The sequence below is a fragment of the Ruegeria sp. S84 genome, from assembly GCF_056583445.1.
Genome location: NZ_CM152618.1, coordinates 1,738,536 through 1,758,543, shown reverse-complemented (window position 1 = coordinate 1,758,543; position 20,008 = coordinate 1,738,536). Strand labels below are relative to the sequence as shown.

The window sequence follows — 20,008 nt, the reverse complement described above, 5'->3', positions numbered from 1 at the left end:
CTGACGATGGCGACGCACTAGTCTATATTTCACATGGAAACAGGAAGATGGTCACGATGAAACAGACAATACTTTGCGCATTTGCAGCACTGCTTATGACCAGCTCTGCGGGCGTTGTCGATGCAGCGCCGAACGGTTATCGAACAGAACCGATGAGCGGCACAGACTTCGAGGTCATTCCAAGGACACGTCAGGATACTGATGGATATTGGTGCGCCGCTGCTGATTTTGCCCGCCGGAAATTGGGTGCTGGGTGGCAGCAACAAATCTACGTTCTGCGCGGCTACGGCCCCAGCGTGACAACGGGACGCCGGACGGCGGTACAGTTCACACTGAAACAACCCGCCAATGTCCCGCAGAAAGGCAGCTTTTCGGTCACAGCCGGGTTCCAGCCGGGTGACAGCATGTCGGTACAGGGCGCAAATGCACGGTGCGGCGTCCGTCCGTTTATCAATTGACCTGCGATGCAGACAGAATTCTCGATCCAGACACAGGGCGTGGGGCTCTATGAGATTACCGCCCCTGTGCGCAGTTGGCTGAGGCCGGTTTCGGACGGTTTGCTGACGCTCTTTGTTCGCCACACTTCTTGTTCGCTGCTTATTCAGGAAAACGCCGACCCCGAGGTGCAGACTGATCTGCGCGCATTCTTTGAACGGCTGGTGCCGCAATCGGATCATCCGTCGATGGCTTATCTGCGCCACACCTATGAGGGGCCGGACGACATGCCAGCCCATATCAAGGCCGCGATGATGCCTGTATCGCTGTCGATACCGGTGTCAGATGGGGTACCTGCGCTGGGCACATGGCAGGGGATATATCTGTTTGAACACCGCAACGCGCCGCATGAAAGAAAGGTCGCTGCGCATTTTGGGTGACGCTTTATATTGGGGTGGAAAATTCCGACTACCCAAACCCTAGAGGCTGTCCTATAGTTGTGGATAAGTAAGCCGCAGCGCTTACAAAAAGTGGCCAGCTAGGGACGAGGAGACGGCGGATGCGCTGCCCGTTTTGCGGAAATATCGATACTCAGGTCAAAGATTCACGCCCGGCAGAGGATCATGTCGCGATCCGCAGACGGCGGTTCTGCCCGGCCTGCGGCGGACGGTTCACCACCTATGAACGCGTGCAACTGCGTGATCTGGTCGTCATCAAAACCAACGGTAAGCGCGAAGACTTCGACCGCGACAAGCTGGAACGCTCGATCCGTATTTCGATGCAGAAGCGGCCCATTGATCCCGATCGGATTGATCAGATGATCTCCGGTATCGTGCGCCGTCTTGAAAGCATGGGGGAAACCGATATCCCTTCGAACAAAATCGGTGAAATTGTAATGGAAGCGCTGGCCCGGATTGATACGGTCGCATATGTTCGCTTTGCGAGTGTGTACAAGAATTTCCAGGCGGCCGATGATTTCGAGGAGTTTGTCCACGAGTTGCGCCCGCCGCAACCTTCGACGGATGAGTGAGCGATACAGATAAGCGATATATGGCGCTGGCCCTATCATTGGGGCGGCGCGGCCAAGGCACCTGCTGGCCGAATCCGTCCGTCGGGTGTGTCGTCGTGCGCGATGGACGCATCGTTGGTCGCGGCTGGACGCAGCCCGGGGGTCGTCCGCATGCAGAACCTATGGCTCTGACGCAGGCGGGTAAGGCCGCGCGAGGTGCCACCGCTTATGTCTCGCTTGAACCCTGTTCACACTACGGAAAGACGCCGCCCTGTGCCGAAGCGCTGATTGCGGCCGGTGTTACCCGTGTGGTTTCGGCGATCGAAGACAGCGATCCTCGGGTCGCTGGGCAAGGGTTTGCCATGTTGCGCGAGGCCGGGATTGAGGTCACCACCGGCGTTCTGGCGGAACAGGCGGCCCGCGATCACGCAGGGTTTTTTCTAAAAACCGAGCAAGGCCGCCCGTTTGTGACTTTGAAAATGGCCAGCAGCTTTGATGGACGGATTGCCACGGAAACCGGGCACAGTCAGTGGATCACAGGTCCAAATGCTCGCCGCGCGGTGCATGCGATGCGTGCGCGCCACGATGCGGTGATGGTTGGGGCAGGGACAGCGCGCGCCGATGACCCGTCGCTGACGGTTCGTGATCTGGGCGTGCAGCATCAGCCGGTGCGCGTGGTGGTCTCGCGCCATCTAGATCTGCCCTTGATGGGGCAACTTGCGCGAACCGCGTCCGATATCCCTGTCTGGCTCTGTCACGGCCCCCACCCAGACCCCGAGCGTGCGCGCGCATGGGAGGGGTTGGGTGCCCGTCTGATCCCTTGTGCGCTGGATGGTCATCACGTGGATGCGGCTGATCTGTTGCAGCAGCTTGGGCAGGCCGGATTGACGCGTGTCTTTTGCGAAGGCGGATCAGCATTGGCTGCATCTTTGCTAAAGGGCGATCTGGTCGATGAGTTGGTCGGTTTTACAGCGGGGCTGACCATCGGGGCCGAAGGTCTGTCCGCGATCGGGGCACTGAGGCTTGATACTCTGGATACTGCCCCCCGATTTGATCTGATCGAAACACAGGTCGTTGGCGGCGATATCCTACATCGCTGGGCGCGCGTGACGCACTAGCCTTCAGCGCCACCAATGCGCATGCGTCGCCAGTGCGCCCTGAAATTTGGACAAGATGCGATTTACGGGTCCGGTAGGGGATGGCGTACCCTGCGCAAGCCGTTCGACCGCGATTTCGACGGGGCAGTTCTGTCCTGTCACCGGATCGAGATAGCGCGGGTAGTCGATCAGCGTTGCGTGCACCAATCCCATCAACGAAGGCCGCGCGCCACGTCGCGCAGGCACCGCCCCCAGATCACTCGTCAGCCCCCAACCGGCATAGAACGGCGCACCGAGAGTGGTGACCCGGACGCCACGCAGCAAAGCCTCGAACCCCAGCAGAGAGGTCATAGTCCAGACCTCATCCACCTGTCCAAGCAGGGTGGCAGGATCGGTGCCTTCTACAATGAAATCGGCCAGATCGGTTTCGATCTTGCCATCGCGCAACCCAGCCTCAACATCCGGATGCGGTTTGTAGATCAACACAGAGTCGGGATTGGCCTCGCGCGCTGCGCGCAGCAGATCGAGATTGGTGCGGATGTTGCTCGTTCCCAGCCGGATTGAGGCGTCATCTTCAACCTGACCCGGCACCAAAATCCGGTGGCCAGTCGGCAGGTCCGGGGCAGGGTGGCCGATGTTGTACTTGCTTAGTCCTTCGGCCAGCAATCGGGCTGTCAGCCGTTCGGCGCGGAGCCTCTGATCAGGGCGCAAAGTTTCGCGTTTGGTGATCCATTCCTCCAGGCGGCTGGGATGCGTAGGATCGTAGTAGATGCCGATATCATCGGTCACCAGCGATAGCGGCGGCACCAGCTCCGCGCCCAACCCGCGGGATCGTAAAAAGCCATCCTCGATTCGGGTTGCATTCAGCGTCTCACCGGCCCGGCTGGCCCAAACCATATGGGGTTGTTTGATATTCTCTGACTGCTCGGCCACGAAACGAACCTTATGGTGCTGGCCGAAAATGCGTTGCAGGTGGCGGCGTTTCCATACCCGCATCCCGGAGGCGATCCAGCCTTTGTGGTCCTGCCGCCAGGCTCGGGTTTGCGCCTCAAGCGTATCGAGCACGCATTCCAATTCGCACAAACGATCATTGTAGGGATCATACCAGCGCGGGTACAGGATCATCGCAGCGGCAAAAAGCTGCGCCCGCGTAAGATTCCGTTGGCGACGGAGCAGGGGGGCATCATCCTGCGTCAGCCCCCACCCAGCGTAGAATGGTTGCCCGAACACGCGAGGTTTGTGCCCGGCCAATATCGCCTCAAATCCCATCTGCGAGGACAGCGTGTAAACCCCGATGGCCCCTTCAAGCAGCGACCATGGACTTATGGGGCTGTCGAGGATCGATATTCTGTCACTCAGATCCTGATCGGAAAAGTATCCCTTGCGGTGGCCTGCCGTGGTTTCGGGGTGGCTTTTGATGAGGATGCGTGCGCCGGGGTTTTCCTCTTGCGCGATGACCAGCATCTCGCGGAACCGTGCATAGTCGCCGTTGCTTGCGGTGACGGCAGCATCTCCCTGCGTCTGGTCGATCACTAGAACGTAGCCAGGATCGGGAGGCGTCAGATCAAGGTCAAAGGCCGAGTATTTGCTCAGATGCAGCTCTCGGATGCGCGCGATTGCGCCTCGCGCGCGATCCAGCAGGGCGGTGTCGTCCAGCGGATGCGTGGCTAACAGAGTTTCCAGATCCGAAGGCACACTCGGATCAAAATGCAGACCCGATCGATCCAACAACAGACCCATGGGTGCCTCACCGCTTCGTCCAGGGTGCAGAGACCGCAGGAACGCGTCTTCGACCCTCAGGACGGGCACATCGCGTTTCTGCGCGATACCCATTCCCCGATGGGCTGTCGGGCTGTTGCCCCAGACCCCGACCAGATCGTCTGGCTGTGGCAGACCAAGCCGGATGTCATACCCGGCCAGAGATAATATACGACGCAGCCGCGACTGTGTCAGGAACCCACCGTTGTAAACAAAAAGCCGGGAGCGTTCGCCCCCGGCCGTGTTCTCCGATTCAGAGAGCATTCATCAGTTACCCGTAAGCGTCGCCACATTCGCAAATGGCGTCAGACCTCCAGCAATCAGCGAGACAGATTTGCTCCACTGTGCATATGGGGCCTCGGTGACGTATATCGTGTCATCGTCTCGGATCACGAAATCGCGGGCGATGAACAGGCCATTGGGCGCGGTCAGGTTCAGCAAATAGATCATGCGCTGATCACCCTGTAGCTCGGGACGTCCCATGACATTGCGCGCCACATCCTGCCGTTCCTCACGCAGAACAAAAATACCTGTCGGGTCTGAGGATAGCGGCTGTAAGCCTCCGACCTGAGCCAGCGCCTCAAGGGCGGATAGGTCCTGACTTTCAAAGGCCACGCGGGATTGTCCGCCGGTCGAACCCAGCGCGATGTATGAGCGACTGTCCTGTTCGACCAGAATGCGATCGCCGCCGCGCAGGGCGATATCGGTTTCCGGGTTGCGGAACAGATCGTCGTACCAGATGGTTCCACTTTGCTTGCCCCTGATCACAGTGACCAATGCGATATCGGATGCAACTGCCACCCCGCCTGCTTGCGCGAGCATGGTCGATAACGAGCCAGTTGGTCGCTCAATCGGATAGATTCCCGGCGCGCCGATAGTTCCGGTCAGAGAAACGGTCGACCCATCGCCCGGAGTGCGCGACACTTGGACTTGCGGATCCGGAGTCTGTTCTTCCAGCTTCGAGGAAATCAACGTGCGGAGCTGCTCGGGCGTATTGCCCGCCGCACGCAGCCGCCCGGCATAAGGGACAAATATGTAACCTTCGCTGTCGACCTGCACCTGATCCAGAACGGTTGCGCCACCGGCTGCGGAACTTAGCAACCCATCCTCGACATTTTCCCAGATGCTGAGACTCAGAATATCGCCGGGGCGTACGGTATCGGATGCGACGCTTTGCGCGCTGCGGAAAGATTTCGAAAACCCGTATTGCGGAATCACCGATGTGGCCCGCGCAACACGGTCGTCGACCTCAACTACAAAGGCGTTACCCCCGTTTTCGACCGACCCGGCTAGAATTTCGTTTTTGTTCGGTCCGGATTTGGGAAGCTGGCATGCTGCCAGCAGGCCAAGGGTCGCCACAAGGGAAACCCCCGGATCCATCGGGTAGGAAAGCGCTGCACTGCCGATTTACCTCAATCGTCTTTGTTTTGGGAAGGTTACCCGCATCGCTTCGAAACATCCAGCAGCAGGTTGCCCGCGATCATTCAACAACGCGCAACTGTGGCGTTGTGGCCTCTTTATCGGAGAGCAACCCTTGATAGGGGTCCTGAGCCGATAGCATCATATCAGCCGCTCGCCGCAGCAATTGACGACGCCCTCGGCGAGAATAGAACCCCCCGGGGACTTGGCAGGTTTCCAGAAGAAATTGGCGATAAGCCCGATAGGCCTTGCCGCCCGGGGCATCTGGCTGGGCAAAGAATGCCTCAATCGATTGCCGAGATACGAATTCGGGCTTGTCATAAACCGACTGCCCAAAAATCCGCAAAGGTATGCCACGCCACAGAACCTGCTGGCCTGCCGTGGAATTCACCGTCACGGCGGATTTTGCATCGTCTAGCAACCTGGCCAGCTTACCACCGGGCACATAGTGAATTCGGTTTGTGATGCCGTGCTGTGCTGCAAGCTGGCGCGCCCGCAGCCGCAGCGGTTCACGGTGGTTCTCAAGCGGATGTTCCTTGATGACAAGGTGGTGATGCGCAGGGGCGCCTTTGGCGAATCCGGCGATCACTTGTTCGAGAAACTCGGACATACAGGAAAAATCCGAGTGGTACTGCACCGAACTGTCATGGCCCAATTGAAGCAACACAAGATGGTATGGAAAACCGCTCCACCTGACCTGTGCTGTGGCCCAGCCCCGCTGTAGCCTGTGAATGGGCATCAGTGTCAGGCGTTTGAAGTATAGACGAAACTCTTTCGAGACCGGCAGCTCTCGATGGGGTCGGAAATTCCGGTATCTGCGGTTCAGAAACAGCACAAACCAGTGATAGAGCGCCCCATAAAATATGTGCTGGCGCATATCCCCCCAGTGAGACGGAGGTGGAGGCGCGTGACCTTCGGATTGTGCAAGCGCCGTTTGCATCTGTGCCACGTCCAGTTTCATTAGACGCGAATTTCCGTTCGAGCCACTTCGTTCGTAAGTCACCCACCAGGGGCGCAGGTAGCCTTCTTCAAACACATGAACAGTGGTCCCGCGTGCTTTGGCAATCTCAACTGCGCGTGCATGCACGGGCCGGGTGTCGCCATAGAGCACGATATCGGTCACACCATGGTGGGCGAGCAAATCGCTGAAGGTTTCCGGCCAGTCGTCGGGCGCACCGCGATACGGAATATAACTGGATTTGTCGCCCCAGAAGGCCTGATCGCCCGCGTTGAAGCCGACCCGCCAGACCTGAGCACCCGCAGCCCGCAGCATCCGACCAAGCGCGTTAAAGAACGGACCATGCGGTCCCTGTAGAAACAGGAACACACGCTGGTCGGGGCAAGCGGTCAAGGGTGCCATGCAATCTGCTCGTCTAGTGGCCTTGTGGTGCGTTTGTATAAAATTATGCCTCTTTGTCGTTTTCACGGCAAGGCAGGGCTTGCCGGTAGAGCTGCGTGCCTTTACCTCGGCTATTGAAGCTAGGTTCAGAGGGTTAATGATATGTTCACAGGGATCGTCACCGATATTGGCACCGTTACCGAACTGGACCAGCAGGGCGACCTGCGGGCACGGATCAAGACAAGCTATGAAACGGCGGGCATTGATATTGGCGCTTCAATCGCAAGTGATGGCGTCTGCCTAACCGTCATCGCGTTGGGCGATGATTGGTATGATGTGCAGATCAGCGCTGAGACGGTTTCGAAAACCAATCTGGACAGTTGGCAGGTGGGCAAGCGCGTCAATCTGGAACGTGCCTTGAAAGTTGGGGATGAATTGGGAGGGCACATCGTCTCGGGCCACGTGGATGGCGTGGCAGAGGTGGTCTCTGTGATAGACGAGGGTGATAGCACGCGGGTGACATTGCGGGCGCCTGCCAATCTGGCACGGTTTATCGCTCCGAAAGGGTCCGTCGCGCTGAACGGCACATCGCTGACGGTTAATGATGTGGACGGGTGTGACTTTGGTATCAACTTCATCCCTCACACCAAAGAGGTCACCACATGGGGTGACGTCTCGGTCGGTGATCGCGTGAACCTTGAGATCGATACTCTGGCCCGATACGTCGCGCGACTGGCCGAGATGTCCTGACCTTCAGGTGGAAGGTCCAAATTTGGCCGTCAGCCTCTTGGACAGCCACCAGAAGCATGAAGCCAGCAGGATTGAGACATACCCGTCGATGGCGTAGTGCCAGGCGAGGTGAACCGAGCCTAGTAAGATGATGAAGGCAAACACCGACAGCGCCCAGCCGAGCCAACGCGAATAGGTGAAGCCGTAGAACGCCAGCAGCACAGTAGAGGCAACATGCATGCTGGGCATCGCCGAGATTCCGCCTGCTAGCCCATTATTCCGATAACCATCCAACAGCATTTCATGCACATTCAGCGCCCAGACCGGGCTGATTTCGTGTGATTTGCGTAACAACTCCATCTGCGGAACGAAGTCAGAGCCAAGATTGAAGGGTTCGTAGTAAACGGGACCAACCGAGGCAAAGATGGTTGCAATCACATTGCCGCCTACAAACCAGCACAGTGCAAACGCTACCAGAAAAACGGTGCTGCGGTTCGGGTCACTGCGGTCCAGACAGGCGACGCAAACCGCGATGTAAATCATGGGAAACCAGATGTGATAGGCGCCATTTATCGCAGTGGTTACGATCGGGGATCCCAAAATGGGCCATAGCAAGGTCCACGGATCGACGTCGCCGTGCAGAAACCGGTCCCATTGCACGAATTGCACATCCCAGAGTGTGGGATTCACAGCATGTATTTCGTTCTTCAGGAAGGTATAGGTCAGGATAAGAGCGACGATGCTGAGATAGCAGATAACCGCATCGGTCGCTTTTTCAACATCTGCCATCTTGGATCGCAGATCTTGCAACATCCATTGAATTGGCTTTTTGGGTCGCACGACGAACATGGCAACGCCAAGTCGCCAAAGAACGAAATTTGCGAACATGAAACCAAGCAGACGAACTGAGATGACAATCAGGGAAGAGGTCGAAAAATCCCAATATGACCGTCCTACATAGATGCTAACGGCAATGGCATAGACCATCTGCAGTGCAATGAGTGATAGCAGCAGCCTGTTTCGCCGAAGGGCGCTTACACGCACGAAATTTGCAGCGGGCAGATCAGCGGTCTTAGACACTGGGCTCAAATTCTCGTCTAGCTAGGACATTATACAATGACTGGTGCCCAGGATATCAGGCGATCCAAGGGCCCAATTGGGGCAATTTGTGGACAAAGTTCACGCAACCGGCCTAAAGGTTCAGCTATTGGCGACAATGCGCGGAAAAGGCCTAAGTCAAAACTGGCGCATAGGATTGGTAAACTGAGTTGGCACCAGATTTCATCGCTGGCCCTATAGCGCTGGGCATATCAATCTATCTCGCAGTGCTTACAGGCTGGTCTTTGCGTCCACTCTGGTCTATCCCGCCATTCAAACCCGTTGTGCGAAAGGCTGCCCTATGAGTTTTGAGACCCCCGGACCGGTAGAGGCCCAATTGCGCGAGGCGATCAGTCCGATCGAAGAAATCATCGACGAGGCCCGTAAGGGCCGGATGTACATTCTTGTGGATCATGAGGACCGCGAGAATGAGGGTGATCTGGTGATCGCGGCTGAGTTCGCTGACGCAGAGGCGATCAATTTCATGGCGACCCATGGGCGCGGGTTGATCTGCCTGCCGATGACAGCGGAACGGATCGATAGCCTGGGCCTGCCGATGATGGCGGTGAACAACTCGTCGCGTCATGAGACAGCCTTCACCGTGTCGATAGAAGCCCGCGAGGGAGTTTCGACGGGAATATCGGCCGCTGATCGCGCGCTGACTGTGGCGACGGCAATCAATGAGCAGAACACAATGGCGCATATCGCGACACCTGGCCATATCTTCCCGCTGCGCGCAAAAAGGGGCGGGGTACTGGTGCGGGCGGGGCACACCGAGGCCGCCGTTGATATCTCGCGTCTGGCCGGGCTGAACCCCTCGGGCGTGATCTGCGAGATCATGAAGCCCGATGGCACAATGGCGCGCCTGCCTGATCTGGTCGCCTTCGCCAAAGAGCATGACATGAAGATCGGCACGATCAGTGATCTGATCGCCTATCGCTCGCGTAACGACAATCTGGTGGTTGAAACTTCGCGCGAGACAGTGAATTCCGAATACGGTGGCGAATGGGAGATGCGGATTTTCACCGACCAGACCCACGGTATCGAACACGTTGTCATGATCAAGGGCGACATCACAACGCCCGAGCCGGTCCTGACCAGGACCCACGCCCTGCATGAAGCGCCCGATATTCTGGGTCTTGGCCCGAAATCGTCACGAGAGCTGCCCCGCGCGATGGAAAAGATCGCCGAAGAGGGGCGCGGCGTCGTTTGCCTTTTCCGTCAGCCGCGAAATTCGCTGTATGCCGCAGACGACGAAGGCCCGCGCACGATCAAGCAAACCGGTCTGGGTGCGCAGATCCTGTCCAAGATGGGTATTCAGGAACTGGTGTTGCTGACAGACTCGCCTGAAACCGTGTATCTGGGGCTCGACGCGTTTGGACTGTCAATCGTCGGCACCCGCTCGATCCTCAAGGAAGACTGATAATGGCTGAAAAAGACAAACATGGCATTCTGCCGACTCCCAGCTTCGACAAGCCGGTGAAACTGCTGCTGGTGGTGGCTCCGTTCTACCGTGCCATCGCTGACAACATGGTCGCTGGTGCCAAGGCTGAGATCGAGGCCGCAGGCGGAACCTGCGACGTGGTCGAAGTGCCCGGTGCGCTGGAAATCCCGACCACAATCGCCATGGCCGACCGTCAGTGCAACTACGACGGCTATGTCGCGTTGGGCTGTGTCATTCGGGGCGAGACGACGCATTATGAAACCGTCTGCAACGACTCTAGCCGTGCAATCCAGTTGATGGGCCTGCAGGGCCTGCTGATCGGCAACGGCATCCTGACTGTCGAAAACGACGAACAGGCCGAGGTACGTGCAAACCCCGAAAAGATGAATAAAGGCGGTGGAGCGGCGGCTGCGGCCTTGCATCTGATCGCGCTCAGCCGTAAGTGGGGCTCTTCCAAAAAGGGCGTGGGCTTCAAGCCACCGTCCGAGTCCATCCTTGTGGCGGGCGACAGCAACGGACCCACGACAGCATGACCCAGACAGACGCGCCGAAACCGGCCAACCAGAAACGCCTTATGAAATCCGCCGCCCGGCTTTATGCCGTGCAGGCACTGTTCCAGATGGAGCAGTCGGGCCAGACGACTGAACAGGTTGTGAATGAGTTTCTGGATCATCGGTTTGGCGCGGTCTACGAGGGGGATGAGATGCTGGATGGCGATATCAGTGTCTTCCGTAAGTTGGTGGATGACGCCGTGAACTATCAGGCCACCATCGACCAGATGACCGATCGTGCATTGGTCGCCAAATGGCCCATTGCGCGCATCGATCCGACCCTACGCGCTGTGTTTCGCGCGGCCGGGGCTGAGTTGACCCAGAGCGACACGCCGCCAAAGGTCGTGATCACCGAATTCGTCGATGTCGCACGTGCGTTCTTCCCCGAAGGCAAAGAGCCCAAATTCGTGAACGCTGTGCTGGATCACATGGCGCGCGAGGCCCAGCCCGAGGCGTTCTGACGCCTTTACCGCGACCCTGCATGCGCTAGACTCACCATCACAGCGCAAGGAGGTTCGCCATGCCCAAACTGGTCCGTCTCTACATTACGCAAGTCATCTGGGGCTTTGTGATCTCGGCCGTCTTTGTCGGGGTGCTGCTGGCGCTCAACGTGGCCAATCTACGGCATCTGATCACCAGTTCGGAAATTGGTCTGATCGCGTTGGCCATGATCTGGTTCATGAACGGGATCGTCTTTGCGGGTGTGCAGTTCGCCTATGCGATCATGAGCATGGCTGAGAAGCCGAACAAACCACGTGGTGGAACACCGATTGCTCATGGTTTGAAGCCTGCGCCGATCAAACAGGAAGTGCGCGCAGGGCGCTGATTTATTAGGTAAATATGTGGCGGGACCACCAGTCAACCGTGCGGTTTGATTCCCGAGGACCTGTATGTACAGGTGGGCGCCAGGTAATCAGGCCAGGACCTGAACAGAGCCAGCCCCCTCGGAATTGCTTAAGGCCACCAGAATGCTACCTGTCACAAGAAGGGCAGAACCCGCCACGGGCCTAAGTAGGGCCTGAAGCAGGTTCGCACAAGGGGTTAAGCATCAACAGTTTCGTGCAATGCGGTGCGCATCTTGCCGAAATGTTCATCCCATCCGTCATCCAGCGAAAGGATCAGGTCAAAGGCGTCAGCCCCTTGAGGTAAGCCCTCGTGCAGCAGTCCAAGGCGTGTACCGCCGGCGACGGGTTCCAGCGTCCACTTGACCACACTTTCGGCGCCGCCCATCGGTTTTATGGTGAATGTATATTCAAGATACTCTGGACGTCTCGCTTCACGCACTTCACCCCAAATCAGAAGGTCGCCACTGGTCGTCCCGAACATCTCAAGCTTTTGTCCAGCAGCAAGGGGACGTTCGGGTTTGTGAAACCACTCGGCCAACCGGTCGGGATCAGTCAAATAGTCCCAAACGACTTCCGGTGTGGCGCGGAGAAAGATTGTTTTCTGCAAAACTGCGTCTGTCATTTCTTATTCCCTTCGATAGCTTTCTTCAGATTTGCGAGGCGATCATCCCAGAACCGGTCGAAGTAGCTGAGCCAGTCCAGAACCGGAGCCATTCCTTTGGGTTCAAGGCGATTGATGCGTTCGCGTCCACGAGCTTCGACGGTGATCAATCCTCCGTCGGACAAAACGGTCAGATGCTTTTTGACGGCCGCGCGGGTCATGTCGAAACGTTCGGTTAGTTGAGCGATCGTCATATCCTGCGCTGCTAGCATCTGAACGATGTCGCGGCGGGTCGGGTCCGCCAGGGCGCGAAATGCGTTTTGGGTCTGTGTATTCATCGGGCACCTCTTATTAGATACCATTTGGTTTCATATTATTGCGATACCAAATGGTACTATGTCAAGCTGCTTGATTTTTGTTCATGAATTGTTCACATTCTCGGAATGACACTAATTATGCAGCCTGGACAGAAGCTGGCCCGTGGTGTTTCGCGTCACTTGTTGACCCACGGCTATGTTTCGATTGAAGAATTTGTCCCTACCCGAGGGCTGCGGGTCGATGTGATGGGGTTGGGCCCAAAGGGTGAGATTTGGGTGGTCGAGTGTAAATCCAGCCGCGCCGATTATCAGTCGGATTCCAAATGGCAGGGCTATCTTGACTGGTGTGACCGATTCTTTTGGGCGGTTGATACGGATTTCCCGACCGAGCTTCTGCCTGCGGAAACAGGCTTGATCATCGCTGATGCCTATGATGCCGAAATCATCCGTATGGGGCCAGAAAGCAAGCTAGCCCCGGCGCGGCGCAAAAAGATGGTTCAGAAATTCGCGATGGATTCTGCACGTCGGTTGCAGGCTTTGCGCGACCCCAGGGTTTAGCTTTTGATGGCGCGCGCGGCTTGGGCTGCGGCGCGGATTTCCTCGGCGATTTCTTCGGCCTCTTCGGGGTCGAAATCCATTGGAATCTCAATACCGGCACCTTCAATGAACAGCCGCACCATACCATGATCGGTGGGGCCGATCTGCAGGTTCGCTTCGATATCGCGTTCGGTATTGATGCTCATGTTCGCCTCCGGGAAATGCGCTTTGGTGCTAACGCGCGATGGGTTGAGAATCAAGCCGACTATGGGTTCAGATAGGGCATGGAGACGGCAACGCTCAGACCTTTCCGCGCCGAGGATGCGCCGTGGCTGGTTGAACAGCATGGAGTGCTTTATTCCCGCGACGAAGGGTTTGATGACAGTTTCGGCCCGCTGGTTGCCCGCATTCTGACGGAATTCATCGCGGATCACGATCCAACTTGCGAACAAGGCTGGATCGCCGAGTGCGACGGGGATCGTTTGGGTAGTATTTTCTGTGTCAGGCTGGATGATCAAACCGCCAAGCTGCGGTTGTTTCTGCTGCTGCCCGAGGCTCGTGGACAGGGGCTGGGCAAGCGGCTACTGACTGCCTGCATGGGTTTCGCCCGCGACGCAGGATATCGCCAGATGGTGCTGTGGACCCATGAGAGTCACGCCGCCGCTTGCGGGCTGTATCGTGCGTTTGGGTGGGAGCTTGTCGACAGCAAGCCGGTGCATTCCTTCGGTGTCGATCTGGTCGAACAAAGCTGGCGAATTCAGCTTTAATCCCCTTGCAATCCCCGTACGCCTTCGCTAAATCGCCCCTCACAAGTGCCGCCTTAGCTCAGTTGGTTAGAGCGCTGGATTGTGGATCCAGAGGTCCCCTGTTCAAGCCAGGGAGGCGGTACCATCTCCCAAAACCCAAGAACGGTTTGCCGGTTGCAGGTCTTTCTGTATACCCGGTACTTGGCGAAAGCTGCGTTCCGATGACATGAGCAAGATATGCCGGATAAGAAACCTGTAGACATCCGTAGAAGTGCGAGACTGTCTGTCGCGCCGATGATGGATTGGACCGACAAGAATTGCCGGTTTCTGCATCGTTTGCTGAGTTCTGAGACCTTGCTTTATACTGAAATGGTCACAGCGCCTGCTTTGGTGCGCGGCGGCGCGCTGCATCTGCTGGACTTTAATCCTCAGGAGCACCCGGTTGCGTTGCAGCTAGGGGGTTCTGACCCGCAGGAATTGGCGCAGGCGGCCATGCTGGGCGCTGAAGCCGGATATGACGAGATCAACTTGAACTGTGGGTGTCCGTCTGACCGGGTGCAATCAGGGACATTTGGTGCGATATTGATGCGCGCACCCGAAAAGGTCGCGGAATGCGTTGCGGCGATGCGCGAGGCAGTGAAGGTCGAAGTCACGGTGAAATGCCGTATCGGTGTTGACGAACAGGAACCTTCAGAAGTGCTACCTGCTTTCCTCGACCAAATTCGCGAGGCCGGATGCCAACGTGTCACGATCCATGCGCGCAAAGCTTGGTTGCAGGGGTTAAGCCCGAAGGAAAACAGGGATATTCCACCGTTGGACTATGGTCTTGTGCACCGGATGAAGGCTGATTTTTCGGACATGCACATCTCGATCAATGGTGGCATTACGTCGCTTGCTCAGGCGCAACAGCATCTGGAGGCTGGGCTTGATGGTGTCATGATCGGTCGTGCCGCCTATCACCAACCGACAGATATTCTGGCGGCTGCGGACCCGTTGATCTTTGGAACGGGCAGTGTCGCGGATCCCATTGAAGTGGTGCAAAATATGCTGCCCTATGTCGAGGCGCATCTTGTCGACGGTGGTCGATTGCACCAGATCACGCGGCACATGCTGGGCCTGTTCGCGGGGCGTCCCGGTGCGCGGGGATGGCGGCGGATGCTCTCCGAAGGTGCTGTGCGCGAGAATGCCGGCCCAGAAGTGATCCTGCAGGCTCTGGACCCTGTCGCTGCGCTATCGCAGGTGGAACAGGTAGGCTAAGACGGCTTCGAGCCGCTATGGGGGAATGATGCCCGAGACGATGTTGCTGGCCCAGATGCTGGGCCTTTTGCTTGTGATCGGCGCTTTGGCCGGGGTGTTGGCTGGGCTTTTGGGCGTTGGTGGTGGAATCGTTCTGGTGCCCGCGTTTTTCTATGCGTTTCAGACACTTGGATATGGCGGGCCTCAGCTGATGCAGCTATGCCTCGCAACTTCGCTGGCGACGATCATTGTAACGTCGATCCGATCGGTTCTTAGCCATAACAAGAAAGGCGCGGTGGATTGGGGCATCCTGCGCGGCTGGGGGCCAGGCATAGCGGTGGGTGCGGTGATCGGTGTTCTGGTGGCTTCAGCTCTGAGGACAGAGTTTTTGCAGGCACTGTTCGGCATGCTTGGCATGGTTATCGGCATCTATTTTGGATTGGGTAAATCCGAGTGGCGGTTGGGGGATGCAATGCCCAAGGGATTGCGCCGCGCTGTGCTTTCGCCTTCGGTCGGGTTTCTGTCGGTACTGATGGGAATTGGCGGGGGCAGTTTCGGTGTTCCGCTCATGAGCCTTTATAACACTCCGATCCACCGGGCGGTTGCGACCGCAGCGGGCTTTGGCGTGATCATCGCTGTACCGTCGGTGCTGGGTTTTTTATTTCTCAACATCGCTCCGGAGCATCGCCCGCCGCTGACCATTGGCGCGGTCAATCTGGTGGCTTTCGGAATCGTCGTTGCGATGACTATGATCACCGCCCCGTGGGGCGTTAAGCTGGCGCATGCGATGGATCCGAAGCCGCTCAGGCGGGTCTTCGCGGTATTCCTTACCCTGGTTGCTCTGAATATGCTGAGAAAGGCGTTGGGGTGGTAGCGTCGTTTTACAAGCTAGGTTGGGTAAAGTTTCCTTATGATGGAGCGTTGGCGGATTGGGTGGCGCACGCTCTTCCCACTGCGCGTGCGTCCGTCAGCGATCCGGCTCATGCAGCTTGGCACGATTGCGATGGCACGTGGTTCATTGGCGTTGATGCACTGGACAATGATGCGCAGGGCAGGGTCGCGGGTTCGCCTGCACTGGCGGGCGCGGCCATCGAACTGGCACACCAGCAGTTTGGATCGATTGATCTGCACAAAGGGCAGGTGTCGGTAATATATCCGGGCTACCCTCAACCCCGGCGTGGCGAAAGCGAGGCTGCGGCGCGGTATCGTGCGCGGCGAGATGCGGCGCATATGGACGGGCTGAAGCCAACTGGCCCTGATCGACGACGGCGGGTGGATGAACCTCATGCCTGGATATTGGGTATCCCACTTACCGAGGCCAGTGTGGACGCAGCACCAATGGTGCTGTGGGAGGGAAGCCACAAAATCCTCGGCGATGCTTTTCGGGCCGCGATGAAGAAGGTGCCGCGGCATGAATTGGGCGAGGCCGATATCACAGATGTCTATCAGGCTGCACGCCGCGAAGTATTCGAGACCTGTCCGCGCCTCGAACTACCAGCACGCCCAGGCGAAGCCTATCTGTTGCACCGCCACTGTCTGCATGGTGTTGCACCATGGGGTCCGAATGCCAGCGCTGGACCGGATGGACGGATGATCGCCTATTTCCGCCCTCAGTTGCCTGGTGGTGTAGCGCAATGGCTCGAATCCCCGTAACCTCCTGCCATTGTTTGGCTTTGGAGAGTTGGTTCGATGATTACGGTTCACACGAATGCAGATGGTGCCCTTATTGAGGTCGAGCTTTCGGGCGAGGTCACTAGCGCAGATTACGCGAGCACGCTTGTTCCCGCTATTGAGGCCGCATTGGAAGAGCACGACGCCATACGTCTGCTGGCGATCGTTGGGTCCGAGTTCAAGGGATATGATCTGGGTGCCGCATGGTCTGATACCAAGTTGGGGCTCAGCCATTGGCGCGGATTCGACCGGATTGGCGTTGTGGCGGACCAGGGATGGGTGCAAACAAGCGTCCGCCTGGCTGCCCCGATCCTGCCTTGCCCGGTGCACGTTTTTGGAATGGATGGGGTGGAGGAAGCGCGTCGCTGGATGCGCGAATCTCTCGGGGCGATCCACGTGACGGATCTGGGCGGACCTTGCGTGCAGATCAGCCTGATGGGCAAACTGGATTCGCAGGAATACGGTCAGGCTCAAACCGATCTTGATGCGCTGTTGCGCGAACGTGACGGGTTTCGCCTGTTGATCGATCTGCGCGAGTTCGATGGTTGGCAGGGTCTGACTGCAATGGCAGCCCATTTCAGACTGGCGGCTGGTCATATTGGGATGCTGGATCGTGCAGCGATTGTCGGTGACAAGACATGGCAAAAAATGGCGCAACGCATGGCCAGCCATGTTCTGGGAACGCGGACCCAGTATTTCCCGGCTGAGGAATACGAGAATGCAAAAACCTGGCTTGCGACTGGCTAAATGCTCTAAAAATGGTTCAGAAACAATGCCTTGTAATCATAGGCATTGTTCTTTTTTGCGTTGACGTTACGGAATGCAACTTTAAGTTAGCGCTATTATTGACTGGTTGGTCAAATAACTTAAAAAGTCCTTACCTGTCCCGGATTTAGAGGGAGAGGCAACAAGCTGTTTCGCGTCGCTGTGGGCCACCACTCACTCAAACACAGCTTCCGGACTCTTCCCCCTCGGTGTTCGGAACGGTCCCGCAGTGGCGCGTCGTTTATTACATATTGGAAGAGCAATGATTTTTCGCTCAGTACTAAAGCGCATTCTTTCGAAGGACACTCCCGAACAGGCTGAAAGCCACGAGGTGGAAGCTGAGTTGCGCCCGCGACCTGCAAAGACGACAACCCAGAACGAGCTGGTTGAACTGTTCGGTTCTGAGTTGCGGGATCACGAATCTCTGAGTGATCTTAAGCCTACGCGGACGCCAAAATACTAGGCTTGCTGATCAGGACCCTTGCAGCCGGCCGGCACGGCCACCACGGCGCTTTGCCAGACGGGGTTTGCGTTCCGGCAGATCCTGCATGATTTCGGCCCGTTCGGTGCTGTCCATCTTTGACCAGCGCGTGATCTCGTCAATGGTGCGGTAGCAGCCGGTGCAGATACGTTCGGTCGGGTGAACGACGCAGATTTGGATGCAAGGGCTTTCGACCTCGTCCCGTTTCCAAACCATATTCGTCATGGGCGTTTTCCGATCCGTCAAAGAAAGCGCAGTCTGTCCAGCGCGCCTTGCAGAATATAACCTGCTGCGACGTGATCAATAACCTGTCCGCGACGTTTTCGTGTCGTATCCGCCTCAAGCAGTGCTTTTTCTGCCGCAACGGTGCTTAGTCGTTCGTCCCAGAAACCGATGGGCAGATCGGTCAAACGGGTCATGTTTCGTGCGAAGGCGCGGGTTGACTGGCAGCGCGGCCCTTCGCTGCCATCCATGTTGCGCGGCAGTCCGAGGATAATGCCGCCGATCTCACGCTCGGTCACAATCTCGATCAAACGCGCGGAATCCAGTGTGAATTTCTTGCGTCGTACCGTCTCAAGCGGGGTGGCCACGCCGCGCATCCGGTCCGAGACGGAAACGCCGATGGTCTTTTCTCCCAGATCCAGCCCCATCAGGGCTGACATTGGGGGCAGGGATGCTGCGAAGTCTTCGAACGCGTCGTGGATCATTGAGCGATTCCGGCCTGCAGCGCGGCAGCGTCGATCATCTCCAACGCTTCAGCGTTACCCGCAAATACTTCCTTGGCTTCGTTCCTGATTTTGATGGCGCGTTGGCCTTCGCCCAGCACGCCCAAGGCGGCAATCAGGCGTGCCCACTCCTCGGGTGTCCCGCCCTCGGCCGCAAGGCGGTCCGAAAGGCCATCGACCATACCGCGGATCATTTCTTGTCGTTCTTCTGGCGACATCTCGGCAGCGGCATTTACATCGTCTTGGCTGGGGCCGGATGCAGCAGAAAAGTCGGGTGTGTTGAACACGCCTGCGCGGAATGCCAATTCATCGATCTGTGACCGGATGGCATTCGCCCATGGCGCGCCGGCCGGGGCGTCATTCAGGGTTTCGACCCAAACGCGATAAGCCATATCAGGCCGCCCGGTCTGTGCCAGCATCTGCCCCCAATAATACCGGGCAGGACCCAAGCGCTGATTGCGCTCAAGCGCCTGTCGCAAGGCGGCTTCCGCTTCCGGTGAGACGTAGCCGCCAGCGGCCAGAATCATCATCTCGGCCTGATCCGAATAGGCCTGAGCCGAGGCATTGTCACCCGACAGTTCGATCACACGGGTTTGTGCCTCATACCCTGCTTTGAAGTTCCCCGCATTGGTTTCATGTTGTGCCAGCAGGGTATGGCCTTGCAGATCATCGGGGCGTTCGGCCACAGTTTCGCGCAGCCGGTTCAGCAAAGTTGCATAGCTTTCGTCCAGCGGAGGCGTCTGGAGCGGTGTGGCAATGTCCTCGGCCTCAGCCTGGCTGGGTCGATTTTCGCGCAGGTCTTCTGCCATTTCCAGACGAACTGAAAGGGGCATGTCAGGGAAACCGGCAGCACCCAACTGGCGATACATCGCCAACCCGCCACCAACCAGAACGGCGGCCATGGCGAGGAACGCAATTATGGTAACCAAGCGTGATGGCCCGGTGCCTTTGTCTTCATTGCGCATCTGCGCGTCTGCGGCCAGGATACGGCGCGAGATTTCCGTGCGTACACGCTCGGCATCAGCTTTCGCGATCACGCCGCGCGCCAAGTCTTTGTCAACGCCTGCTAGCTGTTCACGATAGACTCGCAGATCATAAGCAGCTGTCGGGCCGGTGCCGCGACGACCGCGCAGCATCGTGTAACCCAGGAAAATCGCGATCAGCAGCGCGATCAAGAAGATGAGAACCCAGAACGGCATGGTCCC

The 20,008-nt window shown here is 57.6% G+C and carries 26 protein-coding genes and 1 tRNA gene; 17 read left to right on the top strand and 10 right to left on the bottom strand.

Translation table 11 applies throughout. The features are described from left to right. Positions 1 to 56 precede the first annotated feature (56 nt). From AC1DFB_RS08890 to ribD, 4 genes are all read left to right on the top strand, one after another. Positions 57 to 458, top strand: a complete 402-nt coding sequence (locus tag AC1DFB_RS08890; protein ID WP_255612048.1) for a hypothetical protein — start codon at positions 57 to 59, stop codon at positions 456 to 458. A gap of 6 nt (positions 459 to 464) precedes the next feature. Next, the gene (locus tag AC1DFB_RS08885) at positions 465 to 875 is read left to right on the top strand and encodes a secondary thiamine-phosphate synthase enzyme YjbQ (protein WP_170422324.1); all 411 of its coding nucleotides are present in this window, start codon (positions 465 to 467) and stop codon (positions 873 to 875) included. Positions 876 to 994: 119 nt separating this feature from the next. Beyond that, complete coding sequence (nrdR, locus tag AC1DFB_RS08880; RefSeq protein WP_039534475.1) at positions 995 to 1,465, top strand: transcriptional regulator NrdR; 471 nt, start codon at positions 995 to 997, stop codon at positions 1,463 to 1,465. A gap of 20 nt (positions 1,466 to 1,485) precedes the next feature. Next, positions 1,486 to 2,562: a bifunctional diaminohydroxyphosphoribosylaminopyrimidine deaminase/5-amino-6-(5-phosphoribosylamino)uracil reductase RibD gene (gene ribD / locus AC1DFB_RS08875; protein WP_480922599.1), complete on the top strand. Its 1,077-nt coding sequence runs from the start codon at positions 1,486 to 1,488 to the stop codon at positions 2,560 to 2,562. A 3-nt stretch (positions 2,563 to 2,565) separates the two neighbouring features. Here the strand turns inward: ribD and AC1DFB_RS08870 are convergent, their stop codons facing one another. The 3 genes from AC1DFB_RS08870 to AC1DFB_RS08860 form a co-directional block, all read right to left on the bottom strand. Beyond that, positions 2,566 to 4,563, bottom strand: coding sequence for a capsular polysaccharide biosynthesis protein (locus AC1DFB_RS08870; RefSeq protein ID WP_480922537.1), 1,998 nt, complete (start codon positions 4,561 to 4,563; stop codon positions 2,566 to 2,568). Between the two features lie 3 nt (positions 4,564 to 4,566). Continuing rightward, positions 4,567 to 5,658: a polysaccharide biosynthesis/export family protein gene (locus AC1DFB_RS08865; protein WP_480922536.1), complete on the bottom strand. Its 1,092-nt coding sequence runs from the start codon at positions 5,656 to 5,658 to the stop codon at positions 4,567 to 4,569. 121 nt (positions 5,659 to 5,779) lie between these two features. Beyond that, positions 5,780 to 7,078, bottom strand: a complete 1,299-nt coding sequence (locus AC1DFB_RS08860) for a capsule biosynthesis protein (RefSeq protein WP_480922535.1) — start codon at positions 7,076 to 7,078, stop codon at positions 5,780 to 5,782. Between the two features lie 141 nt (positions 7,079 to 7,219). Between AC1DFB_RS08860 and AC1DFB_RS08855 the strand changes: the two genes are divergently transcribed. Further along, positions 7,220 to 7,807: a riboflavin synthase gene (locus AC1DFB_RS08855; protein ID WP_170396310.1), complete on the top strand. Its 588-nt coding sequence runs from the start codon at positions 7,220 to 7,222 to the stop codon at positions 7,805 to 7,807. Between the two features lie 3 nt (positions 7,808 to 7,810). On the opposite strand, the gene AC1DFB_RS08850 is transcribed toward AC1DFB_RS08855, so the two are convergent. Continuing rightward, positions 7,811 to 8,866: a phosphatase PAP2 family protein gene (locus tag AC1DFB_RS08850; protein WP_480922534.1), complete on the bottom strand. Its 1,056-nt coding sequence runs from the start codon at positions 8,864 to 8,866 to the stop codon at positions 7,811 to 7,813. A gap of 319 nt (positions 8,867 to 9,185) precedes the next feature. Between AC1DFB_RS08850 and ribB the strand changes: the two genes are divergently transcribed. Genes ribB through AC1DFB_RS08830 form a run of 4 tightly spaced genes read left to right on the top strand, consistent with a single transcriptional unit; the run spans position 9,186 to position 11,705 of the window. Continuing rightward, on the top strand, positions 9,186 to 10,307 hold the full coding sequence (ribB, locus tag AC1DFB_RS08845; protein WP_480922533.1) for a 3,4-dihydroxy-2-butanone-4-phosphate synthase: 1,122 nt from the start codon (positions 9,186 to 9,188) through the stop codon (positions 10,305 to 10,307). Between the two features lie 2 nt (positions 10,308 to 10,309). After that, the gene (locus AC1DFB_RS08840) at positions 10,310 to 10,861 is read left to right on the top strand and encodes a 6,7-dimethyl-8-ribityllumazine synthase (RefSeq protein ID WP_170396313.1); all 552 of its coding nucleotides are present in this window, start codon (positions 10,310 to 10,312) and stop codon (positions 10,859 to 10,861) included. Beyond that, entirely contained in the window at positions 10,858 to 11,340 is a 483-nt protein-coding gene (gene nusB / locus AC1DFB_RS08835) for a transcription antitermination factor NusB (RefSeq protein WP_170396315.1), read from the top strand. The genes AC1DFB_RS08840 and nusB overlap by 4 nt, the downstream gene beginning before the upstream one ends. A 59-nt stretch (positions 11,341 to 11,399) precedes the next feature. Then, positions 11,400 to 11,705 (top strand): hypothetical protein, encoded by a 306-nt coding sequence (locus AC1DFB_RS08830; RefSeq protein WP_170403312.1) that lies wholly within the window; start codon positions 11,400 to 11,402, stop codon positions 11,703 to 11,705. A 215-nt stretch (positions 11,706 to 11,920) separates the two neighbouring features. Here the strand turns inward: AC1DFB_RS08830 and AC1DFB_RS08825 are convergent, their stop codons facing one another. Together AC1DFB_RS08825 and AC1DFB_RS08820 are read right to left on the bottom strand one after the other, a co-directional pair. Beyond that, positions 11,921 to 12,346 carry an SRPBCC family protein gene (locus AC1DFB_RS08825; protein WP_480922532.1) on the bottom strand — a complete coding sequence of 142 codons (426 nt, stop codon included), beginning with the start codon at positions 12,344 to 12,346 and terminating at the stop codon, positions 11,921 to 11,923. Then, positions 12,343 to 12,663, bottom strand: coding sequence for a metalloregulator ArsR/SmtB family transcription factor (locus AC1DFB_RS08820; protein WP_170396321.1), 321 nt, complete (start codon positions 12,661 to 12,663; stop codon positions 12,343 to 12,345). The genes AC1DFB_RS08825 and AC1DFB_RS08820 overlap by 4 nt, the downstream gene beginning before the upstream one ends. Before the next feature lie 117 nt (positions 12,664 to 12,780). On the opposite strand from AC1DFB_RS08820, the gene AC1DFB_RS08815 reads away from it, so the two are divergent. Next, a complete protein-coding gene (locus AC1DFB_RS08815; protein WP_480436653.1) occupies positions 12,781 to 13,200 on the top strand; it encodes an MmcB family DNA repair protein in 420 nt (139 codons plus the stop codon). On the opposite strand, the gene AC1DFB_RS08810 is transcribed toward AC1DFB_RS08815, so the two are convergent. Then, complete coding sequence (locus tag AC1DFB_RS08810; protein WP_170396325.1) at positions 13,197 to 13,385, bottom strand: DUF6324 family protein; 189 nt, start codon at positions 13,383 to 13,385, stop codon at positions 13,197 to 13,199. The genes AC1DFB_RS08815 and AC1DFB_RS08810 overlap by 4 nt on opposite strands. A gap of 78 nt (positions 13,386 to 13,463) precedes the next feature. Here AC1DFB_RS08810 and AC1DFB_RS08805 point away from each other — a divergent pair, with 78 nt between their 5' ends. The 7 genes from AC1DFB_RS08805 to AC1DFB_RS08775 all read left to right on the top strand — a co-directional run bounded on the left by AC1DFB_RS08805 (position 13,464) and on the right by AC1DFB_RS08775 (position 18,060). Further along, a complete protein-coding gene (locus AC1DFB_RS08805; protein ID WP_170403306.1) occupies positions 13,464 to 13,946 on the top strand; it encodes a GNAT family N-acetyltransferase in 483 nt (160 codons plus the stop codon). Positions 13,947 to 13,993: 47 nt separating this feature from the next. Next, positions 13,994 to 14,070: transfer RNA gene (locus tag AC1DFB_RS08800), tRNA-His, on the top strand. A 92-nt stretch (positions 14,071 to 14,162) separates the two neighbouring features. Next, positions 14,163 to 15,182, top strand: coding sequence for a tRNA dihydrouridine(20/20a) synthase DusA (gene dusA, locus AC1DFB_RS08795; protein WP_480922531.1), 1,020 nt, complete (start codon positions 14,163 to 14,165; stop codon positions 15,180 to 15,182). 28 nt (positions 15,183 to 15,210) lie between these two features. Next, a complete protein-coding gene (locus AC1DFB_RS08790; protein ID WP_480922530.1) occupies positions 15,211 to 16,035 on the top strand; it encodes a sulfite exporter TauE/SafE family protein in 825 nt (274 codons plus the stop codon). Further along, entirely contained in the window at positions 16,029 to 16,814 is a 786-nt protein-coding gene (locus AC1DFB_RS08785; protein ID WP_480922529.1) for a hypothetical protein, read from the top strand. The genes AC1DFB_RS08790 and AC1DFB_RS08785 overlap by 7 nt, the downstream gene beginning before the upstream one ends. Before the next feature lie 36 nt (positions 16,815 to 16,850). Then, a complete protein-coding gene (locus AC1DFB_RS08780) occupies positions 16,851 to 17,579 on the top strand; it encodes a SpoIIAA family protein (RefSeq protein ID WP_170422303.1) in 729 nt (242 codons plus the stop codon). A gap of 280 nt (positions 17,580 to 17,859) precedes the next feature. Further along, complete coding sequence (locus AC1DFB_RS08775; RefSeq protein ID WP_170512844.1) at positions 17,860 to 18,060, top strand: hypothetical protein; 201 nt, start codon at positions 17,860 to 17,862, stop codon at positions 18,058 to 18,060. Positions 18,061 to 18,069: 9 nt separating this feature from the next. On the opposite strand, the gene AC1DFB_RS08770 is transcribed toward AC1DFB_RS08775, so the two are convergent. From AC1DFB_RS08770 to ccmI, 3 genes are read right to left on the bottom strand one after another with little or no spacing between them, the layout of a single operon-like run. Next, entirely contained in the window at positions 18,070 to 18,303 is a 234-nt protein-coding gene (locus tag AC1DFB_RS08770) for a DUF1289 domain-containing protein (RefSeq protein ID WP_170512846.1), read from the bottom strand. A gap of 17 nt (positions 18,304 to 18,320) precedes the next feature. Continuing rightward, positions 18,321 to 18,785 carry a Holliday junction resolvase RuvX gene (gene ruvX / locus AC1DFB_RS08765; RefSeq protein WP_170403288.1) on the bottom strand — a complete coding sequence of 155 codons (465 nt, stop codon included), beginning with the start codon at positions 18,783 to 18,785 and terminating at the stop codon, positions 18,321 to 18,323. After that, positions 18,782 to 20,002 (bottom strand): c-type cytochrome biogenesis protein CcmI, encoded by a 1,221-nt coding sequence (gene ccmI / locus AC1DFB_RS08760; protein WP_480922528.1) that lies wholly within the window; start codon positions 20,000 to 20,002, stop codon positions 18,782 to 18,784. Before ccmI ends, ruvX begins: the two co-directional genes overlap by 4 nt. Positions 20,003 to 20,008: the final 6 nt, after the last annotated feature.